The following is a 23,003-nucleotide window of genomic DNA, read 5'->3' on the forward strand; positions in this document are numbered from 1 at the left end:
GCCGATGAAACTGCGCCGCATTCCCGCCGCGGGTTTCGCGCTGTCGCGTCTGTTGAAATGGCTCGGCCTGGTGCTGCTGGTCTTGCTGCTGATTCTCGCGTTGGCGCTGGTCTGGCTGCTGCGCAGCGAATCGGGTGCGCGCTTCGCGCTCGCGCGCGCGGTCGGCATGATGCAGGGCAAGCTCGCGGTCGAGCGTTCGTCCGGTCCCTTGAGCGGCCCGCTCACGCTCGAAGGCGTGCGTTACGCCGACCCTGACCTCGGCGTCGACGCCAAGCTCGGCCGCGTGAGTGTCGAGCTGAGATTGCTGGAGCTCTTGTCCGGGCGCGTGCACATCACCAACCTCGAAGCGGACCGCCTCGACCTCGCGCTGACGACGCTGCCGCCCAAGCCCGAAGCGCCGGACTCGGAGCCGTTCTCCTTGGCCGCGCCGATCGACATCGCGCTCGACCGCTTCGCCTTGAAGCAGGCCGCGATCGCACAAGACGGCAAGCCGGTGTTCGCGCTGGATACGCTCGATCTCGGCGCCGTGTGGACCGAGCAAGGCGCGGCGATCAAGCAGCTCGTGCTACGCGCACCCGACGGCAGCGTCGATCTGAACGGCACTGTCTCGGCCCTGGCCGGCTATCCCGGCCAAGGCGAGACGACCTTCCGCTGGAAGGCGGCCGAGCACACCATCGCCGGCACGCTGAAAGCGAATGGCGACGGCAAGCAAGCCAAGCTTGATTTGGTCCTGAGCGAGCCGACGCCGGCGACGATCGCGGCGGTGCTGACGCAGTCGAAAGAATTCCCGTGGACGGCGAAGATCGAGGTGCCGCGCTTCGACCCGAACACCGTGCAGAAGGACATCGGCCTGAACGCGCTGGCGCTGTCGCTGCAGGGTTCGGGCGACAAGCAGCGCGGCGAGGTGCAGGCCACGCTCGACGTCGACGCGCATCGCGTGCTGCTGACGCCGCTGCGCTACGCGCTCGATGGGCAGAAGCTGAAGATCGAAGCGCTGACCTTGAAGTCGCCCGAGGCGGCCGGCGCCCTGAATGCGAACGGCGAGATCCAGCTCGACGCCAAGCCGGTCGCGGCTACGCTGGCCTTGAACTGGGACGGCGTCGAACTGCCGGCCGACCTCGCCGGCCAGGCGCTCGCCACGCACGGCAAGCTCGACTTCGCCGGCAGCGCCGAGCGCTTCCACAGCGAAGGCGCGCTGGCGATCGGTCCGCCGGGCAAGCTCGCCGATCTGGCGCTGAACGTCGACGGCACGCCGGAAACGATCACGCTCAACCAGCTCGCCTTGAAACAAGCCAAGGGCGGCCTCGACGCGCAAGGCACGGTCCAGCTCAAGCCGGCGCTCGGCTGGAAGCTGACGGCGAAAGCGCGCCAGCTCGATCCCGGCGCGTTCGCGGCCGACTGGCCCGGCGCGTTGAATTTCGATCTCGCCACCGACGGCACCATGACCGACAAGGGGCCCGACGCGACGATCAAGCTCGCCGATCTCGGCGGCACCTTGCGCAAGCGTGCGGTGTCGGGCGCGGCGGATCTGCGCATCAAACCCGAATACGTCGTCGACGGTACGCTCGGCCTCGCTTCGGGCAAGAGCCGCGTCGACGTCACCGGCCGCGGCGGCGCCAACCAGACCGATGCCACCGTCAAGCTCGCGATCGCTTCGCTCGGCGACTGGATGCCGGATGCCAGCGGCAGCGTCAACGGCGATTTCCGCGTGCAGGGCAAATGGCCCAAGCTCGCCGTCGCCGGCAACGCCAACGGCAGCGCCATCGCGGTCGGCGCGAACCAGGTCGGTTCGCTGCAGCTGCGGCTGGACGTGCCCGAGATCCAGCCGCCGCGCGGCAGCGTCGACCTGAAAGCGGCCAAGGTCGTCGCCGGCGGCCTCGCCTTCGACACGCTCGATCTCGATGCCGGCGGCAATCAGCAAGCGCATCAACTCAGCCTGGTCGCGAACGGCACGCCGCTGTCGGCGACGCTGGCGTTGTCGGGCAGCGCCAACGACGGCGGCCGCTGGAACGGCGCGCTGAAAACGCTCGACCTCGCGATCAAGGACGCGCCCAAGCTCGCGCTGGAACGTCCCTCGCAGCTGGCTTGGGACGGCAAGCAATTCAGCGCCAGCGACATCTGCCTGGCCGGCGGCGGCCCGCGCCTGTGCGTCGCCGGCAACGGCGGCGCCGACGGCACGCTCGCCGCGCGCTACCGCATCGAACAGCTGCCGCTCGCGCTGATCAGCAAGCTCGCCGCGCCCGATGCGCCGTTCAAGGCCGAAGGCATGCTCGGCGGCAACGGCGACATCCGCCGCGACGCCAGCGGCGCGCTCAACGGCAACGCCACGATCCGTTCCGACAAAGGCAGCGTCGCCTATCCCGACAACGCGACCCAGCCGCTGCTCTCCTACACAGGCTTCGCCGTCGACGCGCAGCTGGCGCCGCAATCCACGCGCGCGACCGTGCGTGCCGCGCTCGATCACGACGGCAAACTCGACGGCGAAGTCACGCTGAGCGGCGCGCCCGGCTCGGCGCAAGCGCTGTCCGGCCGCGTCGAGGCCACGCTCAACTCGCTCGCCTTCGTCGAGCTGCTGACCGCCGAAGTGGCCAACGTCAAAGGCCGCCTCGCCGCCAACTACACGCTCGGCGGCACCACCGCGGCACCGCAGTTGAGCGGCGCGCTGAGCTTGAAAGAATTCGCCGCCGAAGTACCGATGGCCGGACTCAAGTTGCACGACGGCGACATCACCGTGAAGGCGACCGACGCTGAACATTTCAGCCTCGACGGCACCCTGAAATCCGGCGACGGCACGCTGAAACTCGCCGGCAGCGGCGGCACCGGCGCGACCTCGCCGCTGCACGCGACGATCCAGGGCCAGAACTTTCTCGCCGCCGACATCCCGGCCGCGAAGGTGTTCATCTCACCCGATCTGACCATCGATCGCGACGCGAAGCGGCTCAGCGTCGGCGGCAGCATCGAGATTCCGAGGACCGACGTCGACCTCGCCAAGCTACCCGGCGGCGGTGTCGCCAAGAGTTCGCCCGATGTCGTCGTCACCGACGCCGAACAGCCGGCACCGGGCGAACCGCTGCCGGTGGTGGTCGCGGTCACGGTCAAGCTCGGCGAGGAGGTCAAGCTGGCCGGCTTCGGCCTCGACGGCAAGATCGGCGGCCAGCTCAAGGTCGACCAGCGCCCCGGCAAGGTCGCCACCGGCACCGGCACGCTCAACGTCGGCGGCACCTACAAGGCCTACGGTCAGGATCTGTCGATCGAATCGGGACGCCTGCTGTTCGCCGGCACCGCGCTCGACAATCCCGGCCTCGACATCCGCGCCGTGCGCACGATCCGCGGCAGTTCGGGCCTCGGCGAAGACAACATCAAGGCCGGCCTGATGGTGCGCGGCACCGCCCTGGTGCCGGTACTGACGGTGTTCTCCGAACCGGCGATGGAACAATCCGATGCGCTCTCCTACATCATGACCGGCAAGCCGCTGTCGGGCCTCAAGAGCGGCGAAGGCGACATGGTCGGAACCGCCGCGCGCGCGCTCGGCTCAGCCGGCGGCGACCTGTTGGCGAAAGGCATCGGTGCGCGCCTCGGCGTCGACGCCGGCGTGTCCGACAGCAGCGCGCTCGGCGGCAGCGCGTTCACCGTCGGCAAGTACCTCTCGCCCAAGCTCTACCTCAGCTACGGCGTCGGCCTGTTCACGCCGGGCGAAGTCATCACCTTGCGCTACCTGTTCAACAAGCGCTTCAACTTCGAGGCGCAGAACGCGACCACCGGCAACCGCGCCGGCGTCAACTATCGCTACGAGCGTTGAAACGCGCGAGCTCTGGCGGAGAAATCGTGGAGCGCGAACGCGGAATCGAAGGCTTACGCGCGAAACTGGAACGCGAAGAATATCCGCGACTCGGCATGCTGCTGATCGTCGTGCTCACCGGCGGCTGCGGCTTCCTGGCCTCATTCGCGATGCTGCATCTTGGCCTGGAGTCGATCGCGCTGCGCTATCCGCTCGCGCTCTGCCTCGCCTACCTCACCTTCTTGTCGATGCTGCGGATCTGGTTGCGCACGCGTTCGCGCGATTCCATCGACGACTTGAATGTCGACGATGCCGCGATTCAGCCGCGCAAACCGGAGCGACTACGCGACTATGTCGACGGGTCGCCGTTCGATGCGCTCGACTTCTTCGATGACGCCGGCGTTCCGTTGGTCATCATCGGGCTGTTCGTACTGGCCGCGCTCGCCTCGCTGTGGGTCGTCTACATCGCTCCCACGCTGTTGGCGGAGCTGCTGTTCGATGCGCTGCTCGCCGCCGGTCTGTATCGTCGCTTGCGCCGCGACGATGCGCGCCCTTGGCTCGAAACTGCGCTACGCCGCACCGTCGTGCCATTCATCTTGACGCTGCTGGTGCTGACCGCCGTCGGACTCGCTGCGCAGCACTGGCGACCCGATGCGCATTCGATCGGCGAGCTGCTTCATCCGCCGGCCACCGAATCCAGTCGATGAAAGACAACGATCATCCTGCCGCCGATCACACCGCCCGCCTCGACCATAGCTGGCGCAGCAACGCCGCCGCCTGGACGCGTGCGGTGCGCGAGCAGCGCATCGCGAGCCGCCGCGCCGGCACCGATGCGGCGATCCTCGAGGCCGTTCGGGCGAGCGGTGCGCAGCGCATTCTCGACGCCGGCTGCGGCGAAGGCTGGCTCGCACGCGCGTTGTCGGCGCGAGGCTGTGAGGTGGTCGGCATCGACGCCAGCGCGGAACTCATCGCGGCGGCGGAAGAACTCGGCGGCGCTCGCTTCCTGACACTGTCTTATGCCGAGCTGGATGCACGCGCCGGTGAATTCGCACCGTTCGACGCGGCAATCTGCAACTTCGCCCTGCTCGACGACGACCTCGCCACGCCGCTGCGCGCGCTCGGCCGCGTGCTTCGTCCCGGCGGCCGCTTGATCGTGCAGACCGTGCACCCGTGGACCGCCTGCGGCGAGGCCGCCTATGCCGACGGCTGGCGCGTGGAGACCTTCGCCGGCTTCGGCGACGAATTCCGCGAGCCGATGCCGTGGTACTTCCGCACTCTCGCCTCGTGGATCGAAGCGTTCGGTGCGAACGGCTATCGCGTGGAGCGCGTGACCGAGCCGGTCGACGCGGCCAGCGGCCGTCCGCTGTCCTTGCTGCTGGCTTTACAAAAACGAACGTCGCCGGCGTGAACTCCGGCGCGAGCGGCCGGTCCTTTTTTCGACCATGTCCGCATCGCGCAAAAACTCCTCCGCTCTCGACACGCACGGCGCGACGCGCACGCTCGAAGCCGACCTGTGCATCCACATCTTCAGCGCCTCGGCCGCCCTGGTCGGCGTCTGCCTGACCGTCATCGGCCTGATCCATGTCGTCACCGCGACGACCAAGGTCGGCACCATCGGCGACGATCTGCTCGCCGCCGACGCGACCCTGTTCATGCTGTCCTGCCTGCTGGCTTACTGGGCGCTGCGCTCGCGCAGCTCGCGCCGCATGCATCGACTCGAACGCGTCGCCGACGCCCTCTTCCTCGCCGGCCTTTTGCTGATGACCGTGGTCTGCGGCGTGATTACCTGGGCGATCCTGTAACGCGCATCAAATGCTACGCCGCGCCTGCCGTTCGACCCAATCGGCCGCGGCCTTGGCCGGCTCGGGGTGGCGCCGCACATGGGTCGCGAAGGCACGTGCATTCGCACGCAGGCGGTCGTCGGCGAGCGCGCGCTCGGCTTGCGCGACGACGCGACTCCACGGCGTGGAGATCGCTTTCTCGAAGTAGCGTTGTCGATCGGCGAAATCGCGCAGACCGACCGGATTCAGATTGACGCCGATAGCCAGCTCCTCCAGCCGCGCCGCGATCGTCCCCTGGTCGATGTTGTGCGGCAGCGAAACCACCGGCTTGCCGTGCCACAAAGCTTGCATCACCGTGCCATGACCGCCGGCGCTGATGACGACGTCGGCGCGCGCGCAGGCTTTGAGGCCCGGCGTGTAGGCCTGCACGACGAAGCCGGGCCGATCCGGCGCGAACTCCGCGCGCGGGAAGTTCGGCCCGATCGTCAGCAACACGTTCCAATCCTCGCGCAAGGCCAGCGCGGCGATCAGTTCCTCGTAGCTCTGCCGGCGATAAACCGAACCACCGAGCGAAACGTAGACCAGCGGCTTGGACGGATCGGCCGCGCACAACGTCGCTTCGTTCAACTCGGCGCGCTCGAAGCCGGACCAAAACAATGGCCCGACGTAGTGCAAGTTCTGCCGATCGCTGCGTTCGATCGGCTCGAACTCCTCGCAGCTCGGCACCAGCACCTGCGTGCTCCAGTTCACTTCGCGCCAGCTCATCGGCTCATGCGGCACGGCGAGCTCACGATAGAACGAGCGGATTTCGCGCAGGTAGGTCGAACTGAATTTGTGCATGAACAGCGGCCGTGCCAACGTGCGCGTCACGCGATCGGCGAGGCGCCCGCGCGAGCGCGACAGTCCGAGCAAACCCTTGAACTCGGGCAGCCACTGCGCGTTGATGATCGAGACCTGCGGAACGCCGACCTTGAGGCCCGCGATCGGCCCGAAAAAGCTCGGCGAGGAGACGATCACGTCGGGCCGAAAAGCCTCGGCCGCGGCGATTTCGTCGCCGAGCCAATCGAGAAAGTCGGCGCGATGGCTCGTGAAGTAGCCGATGCCTTGATCGTGCTCGTCGTTGAGATTGACGTCGGCATGCCCGTCGCCGTGCACGGCATGCCCGGCCGCTTCGATGAAGCGCTTCTTCGAGACGGAAGCGGTGAAGCGCGTCAGATGCCCACGCGCGGCCAGCTCGTCCGCGATCGGCAGCAGGCGCGCGACGTGCGCGATCGCGCCGCCACAGTACGGCGTGAACAACACTCGCATTCGCGTACCCCCTGTACGTCGACGCGCCGTCAGGCGCGCTTGGAGTGTAACGAGTTGGGTGCGCGCAGCGTCAGCGCCCGGCGGCGCGATCGGTGAACCAGTTCTTGAGCGGAGCGAAGCGATCAGCGGCAGCGAGGGCGGCGCCGCGCAACGCCGCGATCGGCGTGACATCAGAAGCGAAAACGCGCTCGATCGCATCGAGCCCGCGCGCAGCCAACGCATTCTCGCTGCGCCGCTCGCGCTCGTAGCGACGCAACACGTGCGCGGCACCGACGTCGCTGCCGCGCTCGCGCGCCGCGCGCAACACGCGGCGCAAGCAAGCGACGTCACGCAAGCCGAGGTTCATGCCCTGTCCGGCCAAGGGATGCACGACGTGCGCGGCGTCGCCGACCAAGGCACAGCGGCCGGAGACGTAGCGCTCGGCCAGACGCAGGCGCAGCGGGAAGGCGAGCCGCGCGGTCGTCGCGGTGATCGCGCCGAGGCGGAAATCGAAGGCGGCGCCGAGTTCGGCGCGGAACGCCGCGTCGTCGAGCGTGAGCACGCGTGCTGCCTCGGCTTCGGGCAGCGACCAGACGATCGAGCAGCGTCCGTCGGCCAGCGGCAGGAAGGCGAGCGGACCGCCGGGTTGGAAGCGCTGCCAGGCCGTCGATTCGTGCGGCCGCTCGGTGGCGACGTGCGCGACCACCGCGCGCTGGCCGTAGTCGCGGCCGTCGAACGCGATGCCTAGGCGCGTGCGCATCGAGGATTCGGCGCCCTCGGCCGCGAACAGGCATTTCGCGCGCAAGCGCGTGCCGTCGTCGAGTGTGGCGACGACGGCGTCCTCGCCGTTCTCGACTTCGGCGACTTCGGCCGGGCAATACACGCGCACGTTTCCGGAACCCGGAGTTTCCGCATGACGAGTGCGGCCATGGATGGCCGCATTTTGATCCTCGCCATCACGGACGATCGCAGAAGTGCCCGAAGTGCAATTCCGCCAAAGCGTGTCCTGGACTAAACGGTTCTCGACAATCCAACCCAGCGCCGCTGCGCCGCGCTCGGCCGCATCGAAATGCAGCTCGCCCGGTGCGAGCGCGTCCCACACGCGCATGTGCCGATAGGCGCCGGCGCGCTGCGCCGCGATGGAGGACCACACACCGAGATCGGCGAGCAGCTCGCGCGCGTCCGGCGCCAGTGCGACCACGCGCGCATCGACCTCGTCCTCGACTCGCCACGGCTTGGGCGCACGCGCCTCGACCAGGGCGACCGCGAAGCCGTCGCGCCCCAGCGCCAGCGCCAGCGCGGCGCCGATCGGACCTGCGCCGACCACGATCGCATCGAGTTCGCCGCGGCGGCTCATCGCAGCAGACTCAGTGCCGGCGTATCGCCGCGATAGCCCATGCCGCGCAGCGCGAAGCGACGCTTCAAAGGGCCGATGCGATCGAGTGCGTGGAAGCCGAGCGAACGCAGCAGGCGCAGCGGCGCGAAATCGTTGCCCATCAGGCGCACCAGGTCGTCGCTGAAGGACGTCGTCGCGGTGCGATCCTCGCTGCGGCGCGCGACGTAGCGCGCGAGCAGGTCGGCGGCACCGGGGTCGCCGTTCGCCGCCTGCGCTTCGCGCAGCAGCTCGGCCAAGGTCAGCGCGTCGCGCAAACCGAGATTGAAGCCTTGCGCGCCGAGCGGATGCACGGTCTGCGCGGCGTTGCCGACCAGCACCGTGCGCACCGCGGTCGTGCGCGCGGCGAGCAGACGCGCGAGCGGATACGGTTTGCGCTTGCCGGGCCGCGAGAAACGCCCGGCGCGCCAGCCGAAGCGTTCGTGCACGAAGCCGATGAAGGCATCGTCGTCGAGCGCGGCGACGCGCGCCGCCTCGCCGCTCGGTACGCTGAGCACGAGACCGGCGCGGCGTTCGCCGAGCGGCAGCAGCGCGACCGGACCTGCGTCGGTGAAGCGCTCGTAAGCGGTGCCGTCGAGCGGCCGTTCGGTCGTCACGGTGGTGACGAAGGCGGACTGCGCGTAGTCGTGTCGTTCGGCCTCGATGCCGAGCGTGCCGCGCACGAACGACTCGGTGCCATCGGCGCCGACCAAAAGGCGCGTACGCAGCGATCGCGTCTCCGCGCCGACGCGCAGATCGACGCGGACGAACTCGCCTTCGGTTTCGATCGCGACCGCCTGCGCCGGCGCCAGCCGCGCCAGCGCGGCGCAGCCGTCGAGCCGGCGCAGTAGAGCGTTGCCGAGCTCGCGCGCCGGCAGCACCGCGCCGAACGCGGGCAGGCCGAGTTCGGCGGCGTCGAGGCGCACCGCGCCGAAATCGCCGCGGCGGCTGACGTGGATGCGGCGGATCGGCGTCGCCGGCGCCTGCGCATCGAGTACGGCGAGCGCTTCCAGCGCGTTGAGGCTGGCGCGCGCCAGCGCGAGATTGCGTTCGTCGTAGCTCGGCTGGCTGTCCACCCGCGGCGCCGCCGCTTCGGCCAGCGCCACGGCGAGGCCGGCACCGTCGAGCGCGATGGCCAGGCTCGCCCCGACCAGACCGCCGCCGATGATGAGGACGTCGTAGGTTTCGCTCATAGCGCGATGATAGCCGGCAGCGGCACGGCGCGGCGCGGCCGCATTGGGCTAAACTACGCCCTCGTTCGACCGGAACACGACCATGACCGCCGCCGCTCCCGCCCTGTCCACGTCTTCGCGCTTCGGCCTGTTCGCGATACTCGCGATCGTGATGCTGGCCACGCGTTCGAACCTGATCTCGCTCGGCACGCACATCGGTTCGTTGCCGGACGCCTCGTGGGCGGTGTTCTTCATCGCCGGGTTCTACTTGCGCGGCTCGGTGCGCTGGGCGTTCCCGGCCTTGATGGCCTTGGCGGTCGCGGTCGACTACTTCGTCATCACGCGCGCGGGCATGGACTTCTGGAGCCACTACTGCGTGTCGCCGGCGTACTGGTTCCTGCTGCCGAGCTATGCCGCGCTGTGGTTCGGCGGCGCCTGGCTGCGCCAGCGCTACGACGGCCTGCATGCGCGCGAGTTCGCGCTGCTCCTGGTCAGCATCGTGGTCGCGGCCAGCGTCTGCTATCTGATTTCCAACGGCAGCTACTACTGGCTCAGCGATCACTGGCTGGCCGGCTCCGCCACGCCGCGCAGCTTGGCCGGCTGGGGCAAGAATCTCGGCGACTGGTACCTGTCCTTCGTCGGCATGGCGCTGGTCTACGTCGTCATCGCCGCCGTGCTGCATGTCTTGGCGGTGCAGACGCTGGGCTGGCTGCCCGCGCAGCAAGACCGCAAGCAGCGGCGCTGAGCCGAACCGACGACATCGTTCGCTCGCACAGCGAGCGTCGGCTGGGACGCTGATGGGTAACCGCCTTTCCAAGATCTACACGCGCACCGGCGACGACGGCAGCACCGGCCTCGGCGACGGCACGCGCATCGCCAAGGATTCGCTGCGCGTCAATGCTTACGGCACCGTCGACGAACTCAACAGCGCGCTCGGCCTGGTGCTCGCGGGCGAGTTGCCGGAAGCTGCGCGCGAAGCGCTGACCCAGATCCAGCACGACTTGTTCGATCTCGGCGGCGAGCTGTGCATTCCCGGCATGGCGATGATGCAGGACGACGACGTCGAGCGTCTCGAGCGCACGCTCGACGCGTTCAACGAAGACCTGCCGCCGCTGAAGGACTTCATCCTGCCCGGCGGCGGATTGGCGGCCTCGCATTGCCATCTCGCGCGCACGATCTGCCGCCGCGCCGAGCGCGAGGTGATCGCGCTGTCGCGCCACGAAGCGGTGCGGCCGGAAGCGATCCGCTATCTGAACCGTCTGTCCGATCTGTTGTTCGTGCTGGCGCGCGTGCTGGCACGCAGGTCCGGCCACGGCGAAGTCGTGTGGCAGCACGAGCGGCGCAAGAAACCGTAGCGCAGCGGTGACGCCGGACGAGGCCCTGGCGTTCGTCGAACGGCACGGCATCGTGCTCGAATCCGCCGCTCTGCCCGATTTTCCCAATCTGGTCGAAGCGATCGCCGGGACCGCCCTCGGCGGCCGCTGGTGGGCGCATCCGCGCGGTCACGAGATCTTCGCGCTCACGCGCAGCGTGCGCGATGCAGACACGGTGGCGACCTGCCGTCTGGCGCAGGGCCGCATCACCTTCGTGCACGCGCGCTGCTGGCCGGCGCTGGCGCGCGTCGGTACAGAGTTGCCGGCGAACGGGCTGGCGCGCATCCGCGAGATCCACGGCGCGCACGGGCGTCATCGCATCGAGCAGCAACCGTTTCCTGACTGGCTGCCGGCAGCGGCGCGGGCTGCCGCGCGGGACTTGACGCCGGCGCAGGCACGCGCGACGTTGCCGATCCCTCTCTCCTGGTACGAATCGAGCCCGTGAGCGTCACCATCTACACGCACCCGAGCTGCCGCGAACACGACACCGGCCCGGGCCATCCCGAATCGCCGGCGCGGCTCGCGGCCGTGCTCGAGGCATTGGCCGAGCCGCGCTTCGCCACGCTGCCGCGAGCGGAAGCGCCGCGCGCGACGCGCACCCAGCTTGCGCGCGTGCACGCGCCGGCGCTGATCGATCAGGTGCTCGATCCGGATGCGCCGGCCTGGCGTCCGCTCGATCCCGACACTTGGATGTCGCCGGCCTCGGCCGAGGCGGCACTGCGCGCGGCCGGTGCGGTCGTCGCCGCGGTCGACGCCGCCATCGCCGATCCGCGCCGGCGCGCGTTCTGTGCGGTGCGTCCGCCGGGTCATCACGCTACGCCCGACTGCGCGATGGGTTTTTGCCTGTTCAACAACGTCGCCGTCGGCGCCGCGCATGCGCTCGCGCTGGGTCTCGAACGCGTCGCCATCGTCGACTTCGACGTGCATCACGGCAACGGCACGCAGGACATCTTCTGGAACACGCCGAACGTGCTGTATGCCTCGTCGCATCAGTCGCCCTTGTATCCGGGCAGCGGCCAGCGCGAGGAAACCGGCGCCGGCAACATCGTCAATGCGCCGCTCTTGCCCGACAGCGGTTCGGCCGCGTTCCGCGCCGCCTATGAAATCCTGGTGCTACCGGCGCTGGAGGCGTTCGCGCCGCAGCTGCTCCTGATCTCGGCCGGCTTCGACGCGCACCGGCTCGATCCGCTGGCCAACCTGAACCTGGATGCCGCCGACTACGCCTGGCTGACCGCGCGTTTGGTCGAGCTGGCCGAGCGCCATGCCGAAGGCCGCATCGTGTCGAGTCTGGAAGGCGGCTACAGCCTGACCGCGCTGCGCGAATCGACCGCGGCGCATGTGCAGGCCTTGCTCGGCTAGCGCATTGGATGTCGCGGATGTGCGGTTGCTGAACGCGCCAGGGCCGGGAGGTTTGCCGCCCGCGAGCGCTTCCGGCAAGCTAGCGTTCTTGCGTCCAACGAAAAATCCGATCCGTGCCTACACGCTCCGCTTTGCGCCAGCACCGCTTGCTCGTGGCCGCCATCTTTCTCGCCCTCGGCTCGTTCGCGCATGCGCAGGGCGAGAAGCGCGATCCGGATGGGCCCAATTGTCCGGTCGGCGTGTTCAAGTGCCCGCAAAAGCCGATCAGTTGGGAAATGTGCACAAAGAGCGATCTGCTCGATTTCTACGTGCCCGACCTGCCGACCACCGGCGACCGCAGCAGCGTGCCGCGCGACGCCAGCGCACTGAAGGTCACCAGTCCCGACAACAGCCATTACGTGCTCGAAGGCCAGGCGCAGATCAAGCAGCTCGATCTGCTGCTGCGCGCCGACAAGATCACCTACGACACCGACACCACCGACTATTCGACCGAAGGCCACGTGCGCTTCCAGGATCGCGCGATGCTGATGTCGGCCGAGCGCGCGCACGGCAACGCCGATCTCGACCGCTGCACGCTCGAAGGCGTGCAGTACCAGCTGCTCAGTTCGCGCGGCAACGGCGTGGCGCAAGTCGCGGTGATGGAAGACGCCGACCGCACCAAGCTGACGGCTGCGCGCTACTCGACGTGCGACATCAGCCATCAGCAGTGGGCGTTCGCCGCGCGCGAGATGGCGCTCGATCGCGTCGAAGGCGTGGGACGTGCGCGCAATGTGACCTTCCGCGTGCTCAACGTGCCGATCTTCTGGCTGCCGTACATGCGTTTCCCGATCGACGACCGCCGCCTCACCGGCTTCCTCGCGCCGACGATCGGCTACGGCAGCCGCCGTGGTCTGGACGTGATCTTGCCGTATTACTTGAATCTGGCGCCCAACTACGACGCGACCCTGCTGCCGCGCGTGATGAGCCAGCGCGGCTTCATGCTCGGCGGCGAATTCCGCTACGTGACCGACAGCAGCAAGGGCGATTTCAACTTCGACTACATCGCCAACGACGACATGGCGGCGGACGAAGCGCGCGAGTACAACCAGCGTGTGCCCGACAGCCGCTGGTGGTATCGCTGGCGCGACTCGACCTCGCTGAGCCCGAACTGGAGCTTGGGCGCCGATCTCAACCGCGTCTCCGACAACCGTTACTTCGAAGACTTCGGTCGCGGCATGTACAACTCCGCGATCAGCTTCCTGCCCTCGAGCGCGTACTTGTACGGCCACGGCAGCTGGTGGAATGCGAGCTTCGGCGGCGACGACTACCAAGTCACCGATCCGGCTCTGTCCAACCAATACGAGCCGTACCGGCGTCTGCCGCGCGCGACCTTCACCGCCGAAAAGGCTTTTCTCGGCGACCTCACCGCCGGGGTGGAGTCGGAGTACGTCTCGTTCGGCAAGTCCAGCTATTGGACCGGCGAAGAAGGCAAGCGCAAGCGCACCCAGCCGCTGGAAGGCCAGCGCCTGGACTTGTTCCCCTACCTCGCCTACCCGATCGAAACTTCGTCGTATTTCATCCGACCGCAGCTCGGCTATCGCTATACGACCTACTCGCTCGAACATCGCCCAAAGCCGGGTGATCCGTTCTACAACGCAAAACTGAAGGACAGCAGCCCCAGCCGCGGCACGCCGATCTTCAGCCTCGACACCGGGCTGATCTTCGAGCGCAGCTTCCAGTTCCGTGATCAGGGCTGGACGCAGACCTTGGAGCCGCGCGCGTACTACCTGCGCGTGCCCTACCGCAACCAGGACGACCTGCCGCTGTTCGACACGCAGGAAGTGCCGTTCACCTTCGGCCAGATGTTCCGCACCAACCGCTTCGTCGGCGCCGACCGCCAGATGGATGCGAACAACCTGTCGCTGGCCTTGACCACGCGCTTCCTCGAAGACGAGACCGGCGCCGAGCGCCTGTCGGCCAGCATCGGCCGCATCCGCTACTTCGAAGACCAGCGCATCCAGGTGCCGAATCCGAACAATCCGCAAGGCAAACCGTTAAGCCAGTTCGGCTCCACTTATGCGGCCGAGATCGACATCCGGCCGTCCGATCGCTGGCGCCTGGTGCTCGATCAGCAGTGGAATCCGAACAGCAACCGCACCGACCTGTCGACCGTCACCCTGCAGAACCGCTTCGGCAGCGAGGGCGTGGTCAACTTCTCCTACCGCTACCGGCGCGACTTCCTCGAACAGGTCGACGCGTCGACGGCGATACCGCTGACCCCGAGCTGGCGCTTGATCGCGCGCTGGAACTACGCGCTGAACAATCCCAACCCGAACCCGGCCGACCCGAAGGGCTACGACGGGCGCACGCTGGAGCGCTTCATCGGCGTCGAGCACGACACCTGCTGCGTGTCCTGGCGCTTGCTCGCGCGCGACTGGATCCGCAACCTCGAAGGCGAGCGCGACAAGGCGATCTACTTCGAGCTGGAGTTCAAGGGCGTCGGCTCGATCGGTCAGAAGACGGACGACTTCCTGCGCCGTGGTATCCTTGGATTTCAATGAGCTAGACCACATCCGCCGTACGCCGGCCGCGCCGGCGGCGGATCGAAAACTCCGCTTCATTCGCTCCCAGCCGGTACGCGCCGTGCGTGCCCGATCATCGGAATTCCGCATGAAACCCCTGCTCGCCCTGACCTTCGCCATCCTCGCTTTCGCATTGCCGCACGCCGCGCACGCGCAAGCCGCCGCCAGCCAGCCGCTCGACCGCATCGTCGCCGTGGTCGGCGAGGACGTCGTGCTGCAGAGCGAACTCGACCGTGACGTCTCGCGCATCACCTCCCAGTACGCGCAGAACCCGCAGCAGCTGCCGCCGCGCGATGTGCTCGAGCGCCAGGTGCTGGATCGGTTGATCCTGCAGAAGCTGCAGCTGGCGCGCGCCGACGATACCGGCGTGAAGGCTTCCGACGCCGAGATCGACCGCTCGATGGGCCAGATCGCGCAGCAGAACGGACTCGACCTCAGCCAGTTGCGCGGCGCGCTCGCGCAGCAAGGCATCGACTACGACCAGTTCCGCCGCAACGTGCGCGACCAGCTGATCGTGCAGAACCTGCGCCAGCGCATCGCGCAGAGCCGCGCGCAGGTCAGCGACGCCGAGATCGACAGCCTGATCCGCAACGGCAACCTGCGCGGCGGCCAGCTGCACCTCGGCTACATCGTCATCAACGTGCCCGACGGCGCCACGCCCGAGCAAATCGACGAGGCGCATCGCAAGGCCGAAGAAGCGAAGAAGCAGATCGACGACGGCATGGACTTCTCCGCCGCGGCGATCCGCTACTCCAGCGCGCAGAACGCCCTGCAGGGCGGTGATCTGGGCTGGCGCAGCTACGACGAAGTGCCGCCGGCCTTGGCCGACGCCGCCGACAAGCTGCAGGAAGGCCAGGTCTCGCCGCCGATGCGCGGGCCGAACGGCTTCCACATCATCAAGCTGCTCGGCAAGCGCGACGGCGGCGCACAGATGGTCACCGAATACCACGCGCGCCACATCCTGATGAAGCCGAGCGAACTGGTGCCGAGCGACGAAGCGCAGAAGAAGCTCGCCGCGGTGCGCCAGAAGATCGTCGCCGGCGAAGAGTTCGAGAAGGCCGCCAAGGAATCTTCGCAGGACGAAGCCACCGCGCGTCTGGGCGGCGACCTCGGCTGGTTCACCGGCACCGCCTACGGCACTCGCGTGGCGCAGGAGCTGCAGACGATGAAGGCGGGCGACGTCTCGCAGCCGTTTGAGACCGACGCCGGCTGGCACATCCTGCAGCTGGTGGAAACGCGCAACACCGACAAATCCGGCGAGTTGCAGCGCGATCAGGCCAAGAACATCCTGTACCAGCGCAAGGCCGAGGACGAATACGAAAGCTTCCTGCGCCAGATCCGCAGCGAAGCCTACGTCGACATCCGCCTGCCCGGCGGCAATGCGCCGGCCAAGCCCGCCACGCCTTGAGATCGATCGCGGCGTGCAGCAACCCAAGCCCGCGGCGGCGCTTCCGCGTCTCGCGCTGACCGCCGGCGAGCCGGCCGGCATCGGTCCGGAACTGATCGCGAAGTTGGCGGCGAGCGATCTCGCCGCCGACCTCGTCGCGATCGCCGACCCTGATCTGCTCGCGGCGGCCGCACGCTGTGCCGGTGTCGCGTTGCAGATCGAAGCATACGATTCGCGCGTCGCGCCCATCGCGCGTGCGCCAGGCCATTTGCGCGTCGCTGCGGTGACCTTGCCCGGCAGTGCAATCCCGGGAACCTTGAACCCCGCTCACGCCGCCTACGTACTTGCCACGCTCGCGCGTGCGGCCGACGGTGCCGAGAGCGGCGAGTTCGCCGCGATCGTGACCGCGCCGGTGCACAAGGGCGTCATCAACGACGCCGGCATCGCCTTCACCGGCCACACCGAATTCTTCGCCCGGCGCGCCGGCCGCGATGTCGTGATGATGCTGACCGCGGCGAACGCCGGCGGTCGTGCGGCCAGCGGCGGCGATCTGCGCGTGGCGCTGGCGACGACGCATCTGCCGCTGGCGGCGGTGCCGGCGGCGATCCGCCGCGTCGAGCTGGTCAAGGTCCTGCGCATCCTGTGCGACGAGCTGATCGGCCGCTTCGGCATCGCCGCGCCGCGCATCGCGGTGCTCGGCCTCAATCCGCACGCCGGCGAAGGCGGCCATCTCGGTCGCGAAGAAATCGACGAAATCGCGCCTGCGATCACGCAGCTGCGCGCCGCCGGCTTCGACGTGCAAGGTCCGATCCCGGCCGACACCGCCTTCGTGCCGTCTCAACTTTCGCGCTACGACGCCGTGCTCGCGATGTACCACGACCAGGGTCTGCCGGTACTCAAGCACGCCGGCTTCGGCCACGCGGTCAACGTCACCCTCGGCCTGCCCTATATCCGCACCTCGGTCGACCACGGCACCGCGCTCGACCTCGCCGGCAGCGGCCGCGCCGAGGCGGGCAGTATGATGGCCGCCACCGAGCTGGCCTTGCGGCTGGCCGCTGTCAGGCAACGCAGCGCATGAAACTCGGCCGCCTGCGAAATCTTTGGAGCGGCGTTCCCGCCGCGAGCGACCGCGAGGCCTTGGTTGCCGAGCTCTACCGCGGCATCCTCGGCCGCGAACCTGATAGCGGCGGTCTGCGCTCGCACGCCGGCGCGCTGCAATCGGGCGCGGCGCTTGCCGACGTCGCTCGCGCGATGATCGATTCGGACGAGTTCACTCAGCGCCAGAAGTACCTGCGCGTGCCCGCCGCCGAGCTGCCGGACTTGATCGAGCGATTCCCGCAGCGCTACCGGCGCAACGACGACGGCAGCAGCACGCTCGCGATCACGCACGATCGCGAGTTCGACGAACTCGAGCAGGCCATCCACGAGTACCGCTACTACGACAGTTTCGGCGTGTGGTCGCCGATGATCGACATCGACAAGCGCGTGACCGCCGCGCTGGTAGCCGGCTTCGGCACGCGCCGCTGCCTAGAACTGGGCTGCTTCACCGGTCCCGTGCTGAGCCTCCTGCACGAGCGCGGCATCGAGGTGACCGGCGTCGAAATCAGCCACCTCGCCTTCGTGCTGGCCTATCCGTCGATCAAGAACCAGCTGCGCTACGGTGACCTTTTGTCGCTGGAGCTGACGCCGCCCTACGACGCGCTGGTGGCGATGGACATCCTCGAGCATTTCAATCCGCTCAAGCTCGACCGCTATCTCGGGCGCATGCGCGAACTGCTCGATCGCGACGGCTACTGCCTGATCAACTCGCCCATGTTCGGTCGCGACGACGTGTTCGGCGACACCGACATTCCATTGCCGGAATGGCGCGCCGCAGGTCCGGGCGATTTCTGGCGCCATCTGCACTGCGATGCGCGCGGCTGGCCCGAGCACGGTCATCTGGTCTGGGCCAGCCCATCCTGGTGGGAGCAGCGCTTCGCCGCGCACGGACTGCTGCGCGACAAGGAGCTGGAACGTCGCATCCATCGCGTGCTCGGCGGCTTCTTCGACAAATACGCACGGGCGCGACGCACATTCTTCGTGCTCAAGCGCGAAGACAACACCAAGTCCACAAGTGAAGTCGCCGAACGCGTCAGCGCCGAATTGACCGCCGTGCTCGCCGCCGATCCGGAATTGGCCAGCGCGGCGAGCGCTGCCGCGCGAAGCTGAGTTCAGCGCCGCGGTTGCGGCCGGCACGCATCGAGGAAGGCGCGCAACGTCGCGCCGCGGTAGCGCTCGCGATGCACGACCAGGGCCAGGCTGCGGCGCAAATCTAGAAACGGCGTCTTCAAGGCGACCAGCTTGCCCGCCGCGGCTGCCTCGGCGATCGCGGCGGCCGGCAGGCAGGCGATGCCGAGGCGCGCGATCACCGCCTGCTTGATCGCCTCGCTCTGGCCAAGTTCGAGCGCGACTTCGAGCGGGCCTAGCACCTCGCGACTCGCTTCCTCGAACACCGAACGGGTGGCCGAGCCGCGCTCGCGCAAGATCCAGCGCTGCCCGCGAAAGTCCTCCGCGCGCAGGCGTCGGCGCCGCGCCAGCGGATGATCGGCACGCACGCAGACCTTCAACTCGTCCTCGCGCCAGGCGATGCGCTCGATTTCCGCCGCTGCGGTCGGACCTTCGACGCAGCCAATGTCGAGGCTGAAATCGAGCAGGCCGGCGACGATCTCCGCCGTGTTGGCCACGCGCAGGCTCAAGCGCACCGTCGGATGCGCCGCGACGAAGCCGCCCAATAGCTCGCCGACTAGATAGTTGCCGATCGTATTGCTGGCACCGATCGCGAGCGCGCCGTGCGGTTCGGCGGCGGCGGTGCCGTCGCCCAGTTCGCGCAAGCGCTCGACGATTTCGCGCGCGCGCGGCAGCAGTGCGCGCCCCTGCGCGTTGAGGTGCAGGCGCCGTCGCCGGCGATCGAACAGCGGCGCGCCGAGCAGGCGCTCCAACTCCGCCAGGGCCATGCTCGCGGCCGGCTGGGTCAAGCCGAGCTGGTCGGCCGCCGCGCGCACGCTGCCGGCGGCGGCGATCGCGCTGAAGACTTCGAGTTGGCGCGGGCTGATCGCGATCATCAGGAATCCTTATGATCGATATCATAACAACGGATTATCTTTATATGCCGCCGGGCTCGACAATGCGCGCATGCTCGCTTCCGTTCCGCGCCTGTCCGCCTTTGCTCCGCGCCTGCCCGGCCTGATCTTCGCGCTGTCGCTCGGTCTCGCCGGGCTGGTCCTGGCTGCGGTTCCCACCTTCGCCGGGCTGCAGCTGTCGGCGCTGACCTTGGCGATCGCGCTCGGCATGCTGATCGGCAATCTCGCCGGCGCGCGCCTGCCGGCGCAGCTGGCGCCCGGCATCGCCTTCGCCCAGCGCAACCTGTTGCGCGCCGGCATCGTGCTGTACGGCCTGCGCATCAGTTTCCAGCAGATCGCTGCGGTCGGGCCCGGCGCGCTGCTGCTCAATGTGATCGTCGTCGCCAGCACGCTCGGCCTCGGCGTCTGGATCGGCCGGCGCTGGCTCGGCCTCGATCGCGACACCGCGCTGCTGACCGCCTGCGGCAGCGCGATCTGCGGCGCCGCTGCGGTGCTCGCGACCGAGCGCCTGCTCAAGCCGGATGCGAACAAGGTCGCCATCGCGGTCGCCGGCGTGGTCTTGTTCGGCACGATCAACATTTTTCTGTACCCGCAACTGGCGGCGTGGCTGGCCTTGTCGCCGCAGCAGTACGGCATCTACACCGGTGCGACCGTGCACGAAGTCGCCCAGGTCGTCGCCGCCGGCAATGCGGTCGGCCCGGCCGCGGCCGATACGGCGGTCATCGTCAAGCTGACGCGCGTGCTCTTGCTGGTGCCGTTCCTGTTCCTGCTCGGCGGCTGGCAGGCGCGCAACGGCGCGACCGGCGGCCGCATCACGGTGCCGTGGTTCGCGCTCGGCTTCGCCGGCGTGTGCGCGTTCAATTCGCTGTTCGCGCTGCCGCCGGCGCTGCGTGCCGGCCTGCTCGATCTGGACACCCTGCTGCTCGCCACCGCGATGGGTGCGCTCGGTTTGGAAACGCGCTACTCGCGCTTGCGCGCATTGGGGCCCAAGCCGCTCTTGCTCGCGTTCGTGCTGTTCGTCTGGCTGACGGTCGGCGGGTACTGGCTCACGCGGTGGATTGCTTGAGGCCGGGATTGGGGATTTGGGATTGGGGATTCGGAAAAGCAAAGCGGTCGCTCTTGGATCGTCTGCTCTTCCCCAATCCCGAATCTCCAATCCCCAATCCCAGCTCCTCCGCTACGATGTGGGCATGAACGACGATCGACACGTCCACAAGAAGCGCTTCGGCCAACACTTCCTGCACGATGCAGCTCTCTTGCGCAAGATCGTGCAGGCGATCGACCCCAAGCCCGGCGAACGCCTGGTCGAAATCGGACCCGGTGACGGCGCGCTGACCCTGCCGCTGCTGCGTGCGCTCGGCCGCTTGCGCGTGATCGAGCTCGATCGCGACCTGATTCCGCGTCTGCGCGCGGCCGCCGAAGGCTTCGGCGAGCTGGAGATCGTCCATGCCGACGTGCTGCAGGTGGATTTCAGCGCGCTCGCCGCAGGCTCGCCGCTGCGCGTGGTCGGCAACCTGCCCTACAACATCTCCTCGCCGATCCTGTTTCATTGCCTCGACCACATCGACGCGATTACCGACATGCACTTCATGTTGCAGAAGGAAGTCGTCGATCGCATGGCGGCGGCGCCCGGCAGCAAGGTCTACGGTCGCCTCTCGGTGATGCTACAGCTGTCCTGCCGCGTCGAGCCGCTGCTCGGCGTGCCGCCGGGCGCGTTTCGACCACCGCCGAAAGTCGATTCGGCGGTGGTGCGGCTGACCCCGCGCGCGCCGCACGAGCGCCCGCAAGCGGCAGCGGCGGCGATCGCACGCGTGGTCAAGGCCGCGTTCGGCCAGCGCCGCAAGACGCTGGCGAACGCGCTGCACGGCGTGCTCGAACCCGAGCAGCTGCAAGCGGCCGGGGTCGATCCGAAGGCGCGCGCCGAGCAGCTCGCGCCGGCCGCGTTCGTGGCGCTGGCGCAGACGCTGGCGCCCCCCGCCGGCAGCGGAACGTAAGGCGTGCTTGCCGGCGCGCCCCGCGTCCCGGAAAATCGCCGCCCATGAGCGGCAAAAAGCTTTACGACATCTCGATCTCGGTCGACACGCGTTTTCTCGACGACCAGTCGGCGCCGGGCGACAATCGCTACGCGTTCGCCTACACCATCACCATCGTCAACCACGGCAGCGTCGGCGCACGCCTGATGTCGCGCCACTGGATCATCACCGACGGCAACGGCAAGGTGCGCGAAGTGCGCGGCGAGGGCGTGGTCGGCGAGCAGCCGTGGGTACGCCCGGGCGCGGACTACGAATACACCTCCGGCGCCGTGCTCGAAACCGCGCTCGGCACCATGCGCGGCAGCTATCAGATGATCGCTGACGACGGCACCCACTTCGACGCGCACGTGCCGGCTTTCGTGCTGTCGATCCCGCGGACCTTGCACTGATGGCAGTCTGGGCCATCGGTGACATCCAGGGTTGCCACGACGAACTCGCCCGCCTGATCGACAAGCTGCGCTTCGATCCGAGCGCCGACCGCCTCTGGTTCTGCGGCGATCTGGTCAACCGCGGCGGCCAATCGCTGGCCGTGCTGCGTACGGTCAAGGCGCTCGGCGACAACGCCACCGTCGTACTCGGCAACCACGATCTGTCCCTGCTCGCGATCGCCGAGCGCAAGCGCGAGGAGCAGGCGCGAGTCAATCCCGAATTGCGCGAGGTGCTGTTCGCGCCCGATCGCGACGAGCTGCTCGGCTGGCTGCGCAAGCAGAACCTGATTCACGTCGACCGCAACCTCGGTTTCCTGCTCGTGCACGCCGGCTTGTTTCATCGCTGGACCACGCAGCAGGCGGAAGAGATCGCGCGCGAGATCGAAGACAAGCTGCGCAGCGAAGGCTACCGCCGTCTGCTCAAGCAGATGTTCGGCAACAAGCCGGACCTGTGGACGCCGAAGCTGCGCGGCATCGACCGCTGGCGCGCCGGCATCAACGTGTTCACGCGCATGCGCTACGTCGACGTGCGCGGCCGCATCGCCTTCGGCGACAAGGGCGTGCCGGGCACGCAACGTCCGGGCCTGTATCCGTGGTTCGAAGTGCCCGGTCAGATCAAGCGCGATCTGCGCGTGGTGTGCGGCCATTGGTCCACGCTCGGCCGCTTCGCAGGTCTCGGCATCTACGCAATCGACACCGGCTGCGTGTGGGGCGGCGCGTTGACGGCGCTGCGGCTGGATTCCGAAGAGCCGGAGTTCGTCAGCATCAAGTCCGAGCGCAAACCGGCGCCGGGGAAAGAGCAGGACTGATCCCGCGTTGTATCGCTTTGGGGCGCGAAATCGTTTACGCGCGCCTATAGTCGACGAAGCTCATCGCATACGCATGCCGCGCGTCGGCCGCGTGCGGTTCGCGCAAGATTTCCTTCCATTCCTCCGCATCGAAGCGCGGAAAGTGCGCGTCGGCACCGACGGCTTCGGTGTCGACCCAAGTCAGATAGAGATCGGTGGCGCGCGGCAGCGCGAGCGCGTAGACCTCGCCGCCGCCGATCACGGCGAGTTCCTCGCCGATCGTGCGCGCGATCGCATCATCGAGCGAATGCACCGCGATCTGGCCGTCGAACGGCACCTGGTCGCCGCGCGTCAGCACCAGGTTCGTCCGCCCCGGCAGGACGCGGCCGATCGCCAGCGCGGTCTTGCGCCCCATCAGCACCGGTTTGCCGAGCGTCAAGGCTTTGAAGCGCTTCAGGTCGTCCGGCAGATGCCAGGGCATCGCACCGTCACGGCCGATGGCGTAGTTGCGGTCGAGAGCGGCGATGAGGGAGATGCGCATGCGCCTATTCTGACTGCAGCCTGC

At 68.3% G+C, this 23,003-nt stretch carries 21 protein-coding genes; 16 read left to right on the plus strand and 5 right to left on the minus strand.

Annotated features, from left to right (window positions below):
• Positions 1–4: 4 nt before the first annotated feature.
• The 4 genes from AC3QL3_RS16600 to AC3QL3_RS16615 are packed head-to-tail and all read left to right on the plus strand — an operon-like array spanning position 5 to position 5,580.
• Positions 5–3,799 (plus strand): translocation/assembly module TamB domain-containing protein, encoded by a 3,795-nt coding sequence (locus tag AC3QL3_RS16600; RefSeq protein ID WP_492895191.1) that lies wholly within the window; start codon positions 5–7, stop codon positions 3,797–3,799.
• Positions 3,800–3,825: 26 nt separating this feature from the next.
• Entirely contained in the window at positions 3,826–4,485 is a 660-nt protein-coding gene (locus tag AC3QL3_RS16605) for a hypothetical protein (protein WP_492895192.1), read from the plus strand.
• Positions 4,482–5,186, plus strand: coding sequence for a class I SAM-dependent methyltransferase (locus tag AC3QL3_RS16610; RefSeq protein ID WP_492895193.1), 705 nt, complete (start codon positions 4,482–4,484; stop codon positions 5,184–5,186). Before AC3QL3_RS16605 ends, AC3QL3_RS16610 begins: the two co-directional genes overlap by 4 nt.
• A 34-nt stretch (positions 5,187–5,220) precedes the next feature.
• Entirely contained in the window at positions 5,221–5,580 is a 360-nt protein-coding gene (locus AC3QL3_RS16615) for a hypothetical protein (protein WP_492895194.1), read from the plus strand.
• Between the two features lie 6 nt (positions 5,581–5,586).
• On the opposite strand, the gene AC3QL3_RS16620 is transcribed toward AC3QL3_RS16615, so the two are convergent.
• The 3 genes from AC3QL3_RS16620 to ubiH all read right to left on the minus strand — a co-directional run bounded on the left by AC3QL3_RS16620 (position 5,587) and on the right by ubiH (position 9,411).
• On the minus strand, positions 5,587–6,867 hold the full coding sequence (locus AC3QL3_RS16620) for a glycosyltransferase (protein ID WP_492895195.1): 1,281 nt from the start codon (positions 6,865–6,867) through the stop codon (positions 5,587–5,589).
• Positions 6,868–6,937: 70 nt separating this feature from the next.
• Positions 6,938–8,203 (minus strand): UbiH/UbiF/VisC/COQ6 family ubiquinone biosynthesis hydroxylase, encoded by a 1,266-nt coding sequence (locus AC3QL3_RS16625; RefSeq protein WP_492895196.1) that lies wholly within the window; start codon positions 8,201–8,203, stop codon positions 6,938–6,940.
• Positions 8,200–9,411 carry a 2-octaprenyl-6-methoxyphenyl hydroxylase gene (ubiH, locus tag AC3QL3_RS16630; protein WP_492895197.1) on the minus strand — a complete coding sequence of 404 codons (1,212 nt, stop codon included), beginning with the start codon at positions 9,409–9,411 and terminating at the stop codon, positions 8,200–8,202. The genes AC3QL3_RS16625 and ubiH overlap by 4 nt, the downstream gene beginning before the upstream one ends.
• Positions 9,412–9,493: 82 nt before the next feature.
• Between ubiH and AC3QL3_RS16635 the strand changes: the two genes are divergently transcribed.
• The 8 genes from AC3QL3_RS16635 to AC3QL3_RS16670 all read left to right on the plus strand — a co-directional run bounded on the left by AC3QL3_RS16635 (position 9,494) and on the right by AC3QL3_RS16670 (position 18,278).
• Positions 9,494–10,135 carry a hypothetical protein gene (locus tag AC3QL3_RS16635; protein WP_492895198.1) on the plus strand — a complete coding sequence of 214 codons (642 nt, stop codon included), beginning with the start codon at positions 9,494–9,496 and terminating at the stop codon, positions 10,133–10,135.
• Between the two features lie 52 nt (positions 10,136–10,187).
• Complete coding sequence (locus AC3QL3_RS16640; protein ID WP_492895199.1) at positions 10,188–10,745, plus strand: cob(I)yrinic acid a,c-diamide adenosyltransferase; 558 nt, start codon at positions 10,188–10,190, stop codon at positions 10,743–10,745.
• 7 nt (positions 10,746–10,752) lie between these two features.
• Entirely contained in the window at positions 10,753–11,208 is a 456-nt protein-coding gene (locus tag AC3QL3_RS16645; protein WP_492895200.1) for a hypothetical protein, read from the plus strand.
• Positions 11,205–12,122, plus strand: coding sequence for a histone deacetylase family protein (locus tag AC3QL3_RS16650; protein WP_492895201.1), 918 nt, complete (start codon positions 11,205–11,207; stop codon positions 12,120–12,122). The genes AC3QL3_RS16645 and AC3QL3_RS16650 overlap by 4 nt, the downstream gene beginning before the upstream one ends.
• A gap of 113 nt (positions 12,123–12,235) precedes the next feature.
• Entirely contained in the window at positions 12,236–14,662 is a 2,427-nt protein-coding gene (locus AC3QL3_RS16655; RefSeq protein WP_492895202.1) for an LPS-assembly protein LptD, read from the plus strand.
• Positions 14,663–14,771: 109 nt separating this feature from the next.
• Positions 14,772–16,091 carry a peptidylprolyl isomerase gene (locus tag AC3QL3_RS16660; protein WP_492895203.1) on the plus strand — a complete coding sequence of 440 codons (1,320 nt, stop codon included), beginning with the start codon at positions 14,772–14,774 and terminating at the stop codon, positions 16,089–16,091.
• Positions 16,092–16,104: 13 nt separating this feature from the next.
• The gene (gene pdxA, locus AC3QL3_RS16665; RefSeq protein WP_492895204.1) at positions 16,105–17,148 is read left to right on the plus strand and encodes a 4-hydroxythreonine-4-phosphate dehydrogenase PdxA; all 1,044 of its coding nucleotides are present in this window, start codon (positions 16,105–16,107) and stop codon (positions 17,146–17,148) included.
• The gene (locus AC3QL3_RS16670; RefSeq protein WP_492895205.1) at positions 17,145–18,278 is read left to right on the plus strand and encodes a methyltransferase domain-containing protein; all 1,134 of its coding nucleotides are present in this window, start codon (positions 17,145–17,147) and stop codon (positions 18,276–18,278) included. Before pdxA ends, AC3QL3_RS16670 begins: the two co-directional genes overlap by 4 nt.
• Before the next feature lie 2 nt (positions 18,279–18,280).
• Here AC3QL3_RS16670 and AC3QL3_RS16675 read toward each other — a convergent pair whose 3' ends face one another.
• On the minus strand, positions 18,281–19,171 hold the full coding sequence (locus AC3QL3_RS16675; RefSeq protein WP_492895206.1) for a LysR substrate-binding domain-containing protein: 891 nt from the start codon (positions 19,169–19,171) through the stop codon (positions 18,281–18,283).
• Between the two features lie 70 nt (positions 19,172–19,241).
• On the opposite strand from AC3QL3_RS16675, the gene AC3QL3_RS16680 reads away from it, so the two are divergent.
• From AC3QL3_RS16680 to AC3QL3_RS16695, 4 genes are all read left to right on the plus strand, one after another.
• Positions 19,242–20,255, plus strand: coding sequence for a YeiH family protein (locus tag AC3QL3_RS16680; protein ID WP_492895207.1), 1,014 nt, complete (start codon positions 19,242–19,244; stop codon positions 20,253–20,255).
• Between the two features lie 124 nt (positions 20,256–20,379).
• Positions 20,380–21,183, plus strand: a complete 804-nt coding sequence (gene rsmA / locus AC3QL3_RS16685) for a 16S rRNA (adenine(1518)-N(6)/adenine(1519)-N(6))-dimethyltransferase RsmA (RefSeq protein WP_492895208.1) — start codon at positions 20,380–20,382, stop codon at positions 21,181–21,183.
• Positions 21,184–21,227: 44 nt separating this feature from the next.
• Positions 21,228–21,611, plus strand: a complete 384-nt coding sequence (gene apaG / locus AC3QL3_RS16690) for a Co2+/Mg2+ efflux protein ApaG (RefSeq protein WP_492895209.1) — start codon at positions 21,228–21,230, stop codon at positions 21,609–21,611.
• On the plus strand, positions 21,611–22,459 hold the full coding sequence (locus AC3QL3_RS16695) for a symmetrical bis(5'-nucleosyl)-tetraphosphatase (RefSeq protein ID WP_492895210.1): 849 nt from the start codon (positions 21,611–21,613) through the stop codon (positions 22,457–22,459). The genes apaG and AC3QL3_RS16695 overlap by 1 nt, the downstream gene beginning before the upstream one ends.
• Before the next feature lie 34 nt (positions 22,460–22,493).
• Here AC3QL3_RS16695 and AC3QL3_RS16700 read toward each other — a convergent pair whose 3' ends face one another.
• Positions 22,494–22,979 (minus strand): dihydrofolate reductase, encoded by a 486-nt coding sequence (locus AC3QL3_RS16700; protein WP_492895211.1) that lies wholly within the window; start codon positions 22,977–22,979, stop codon positions 22,494–22,496.
• Positions 22,980–23,003 lie beyond the last annotated feature (24 nt).

This window comes from Dokdonella sp. GW821-FHT11D02 (genome assembly GCF_058808595.1).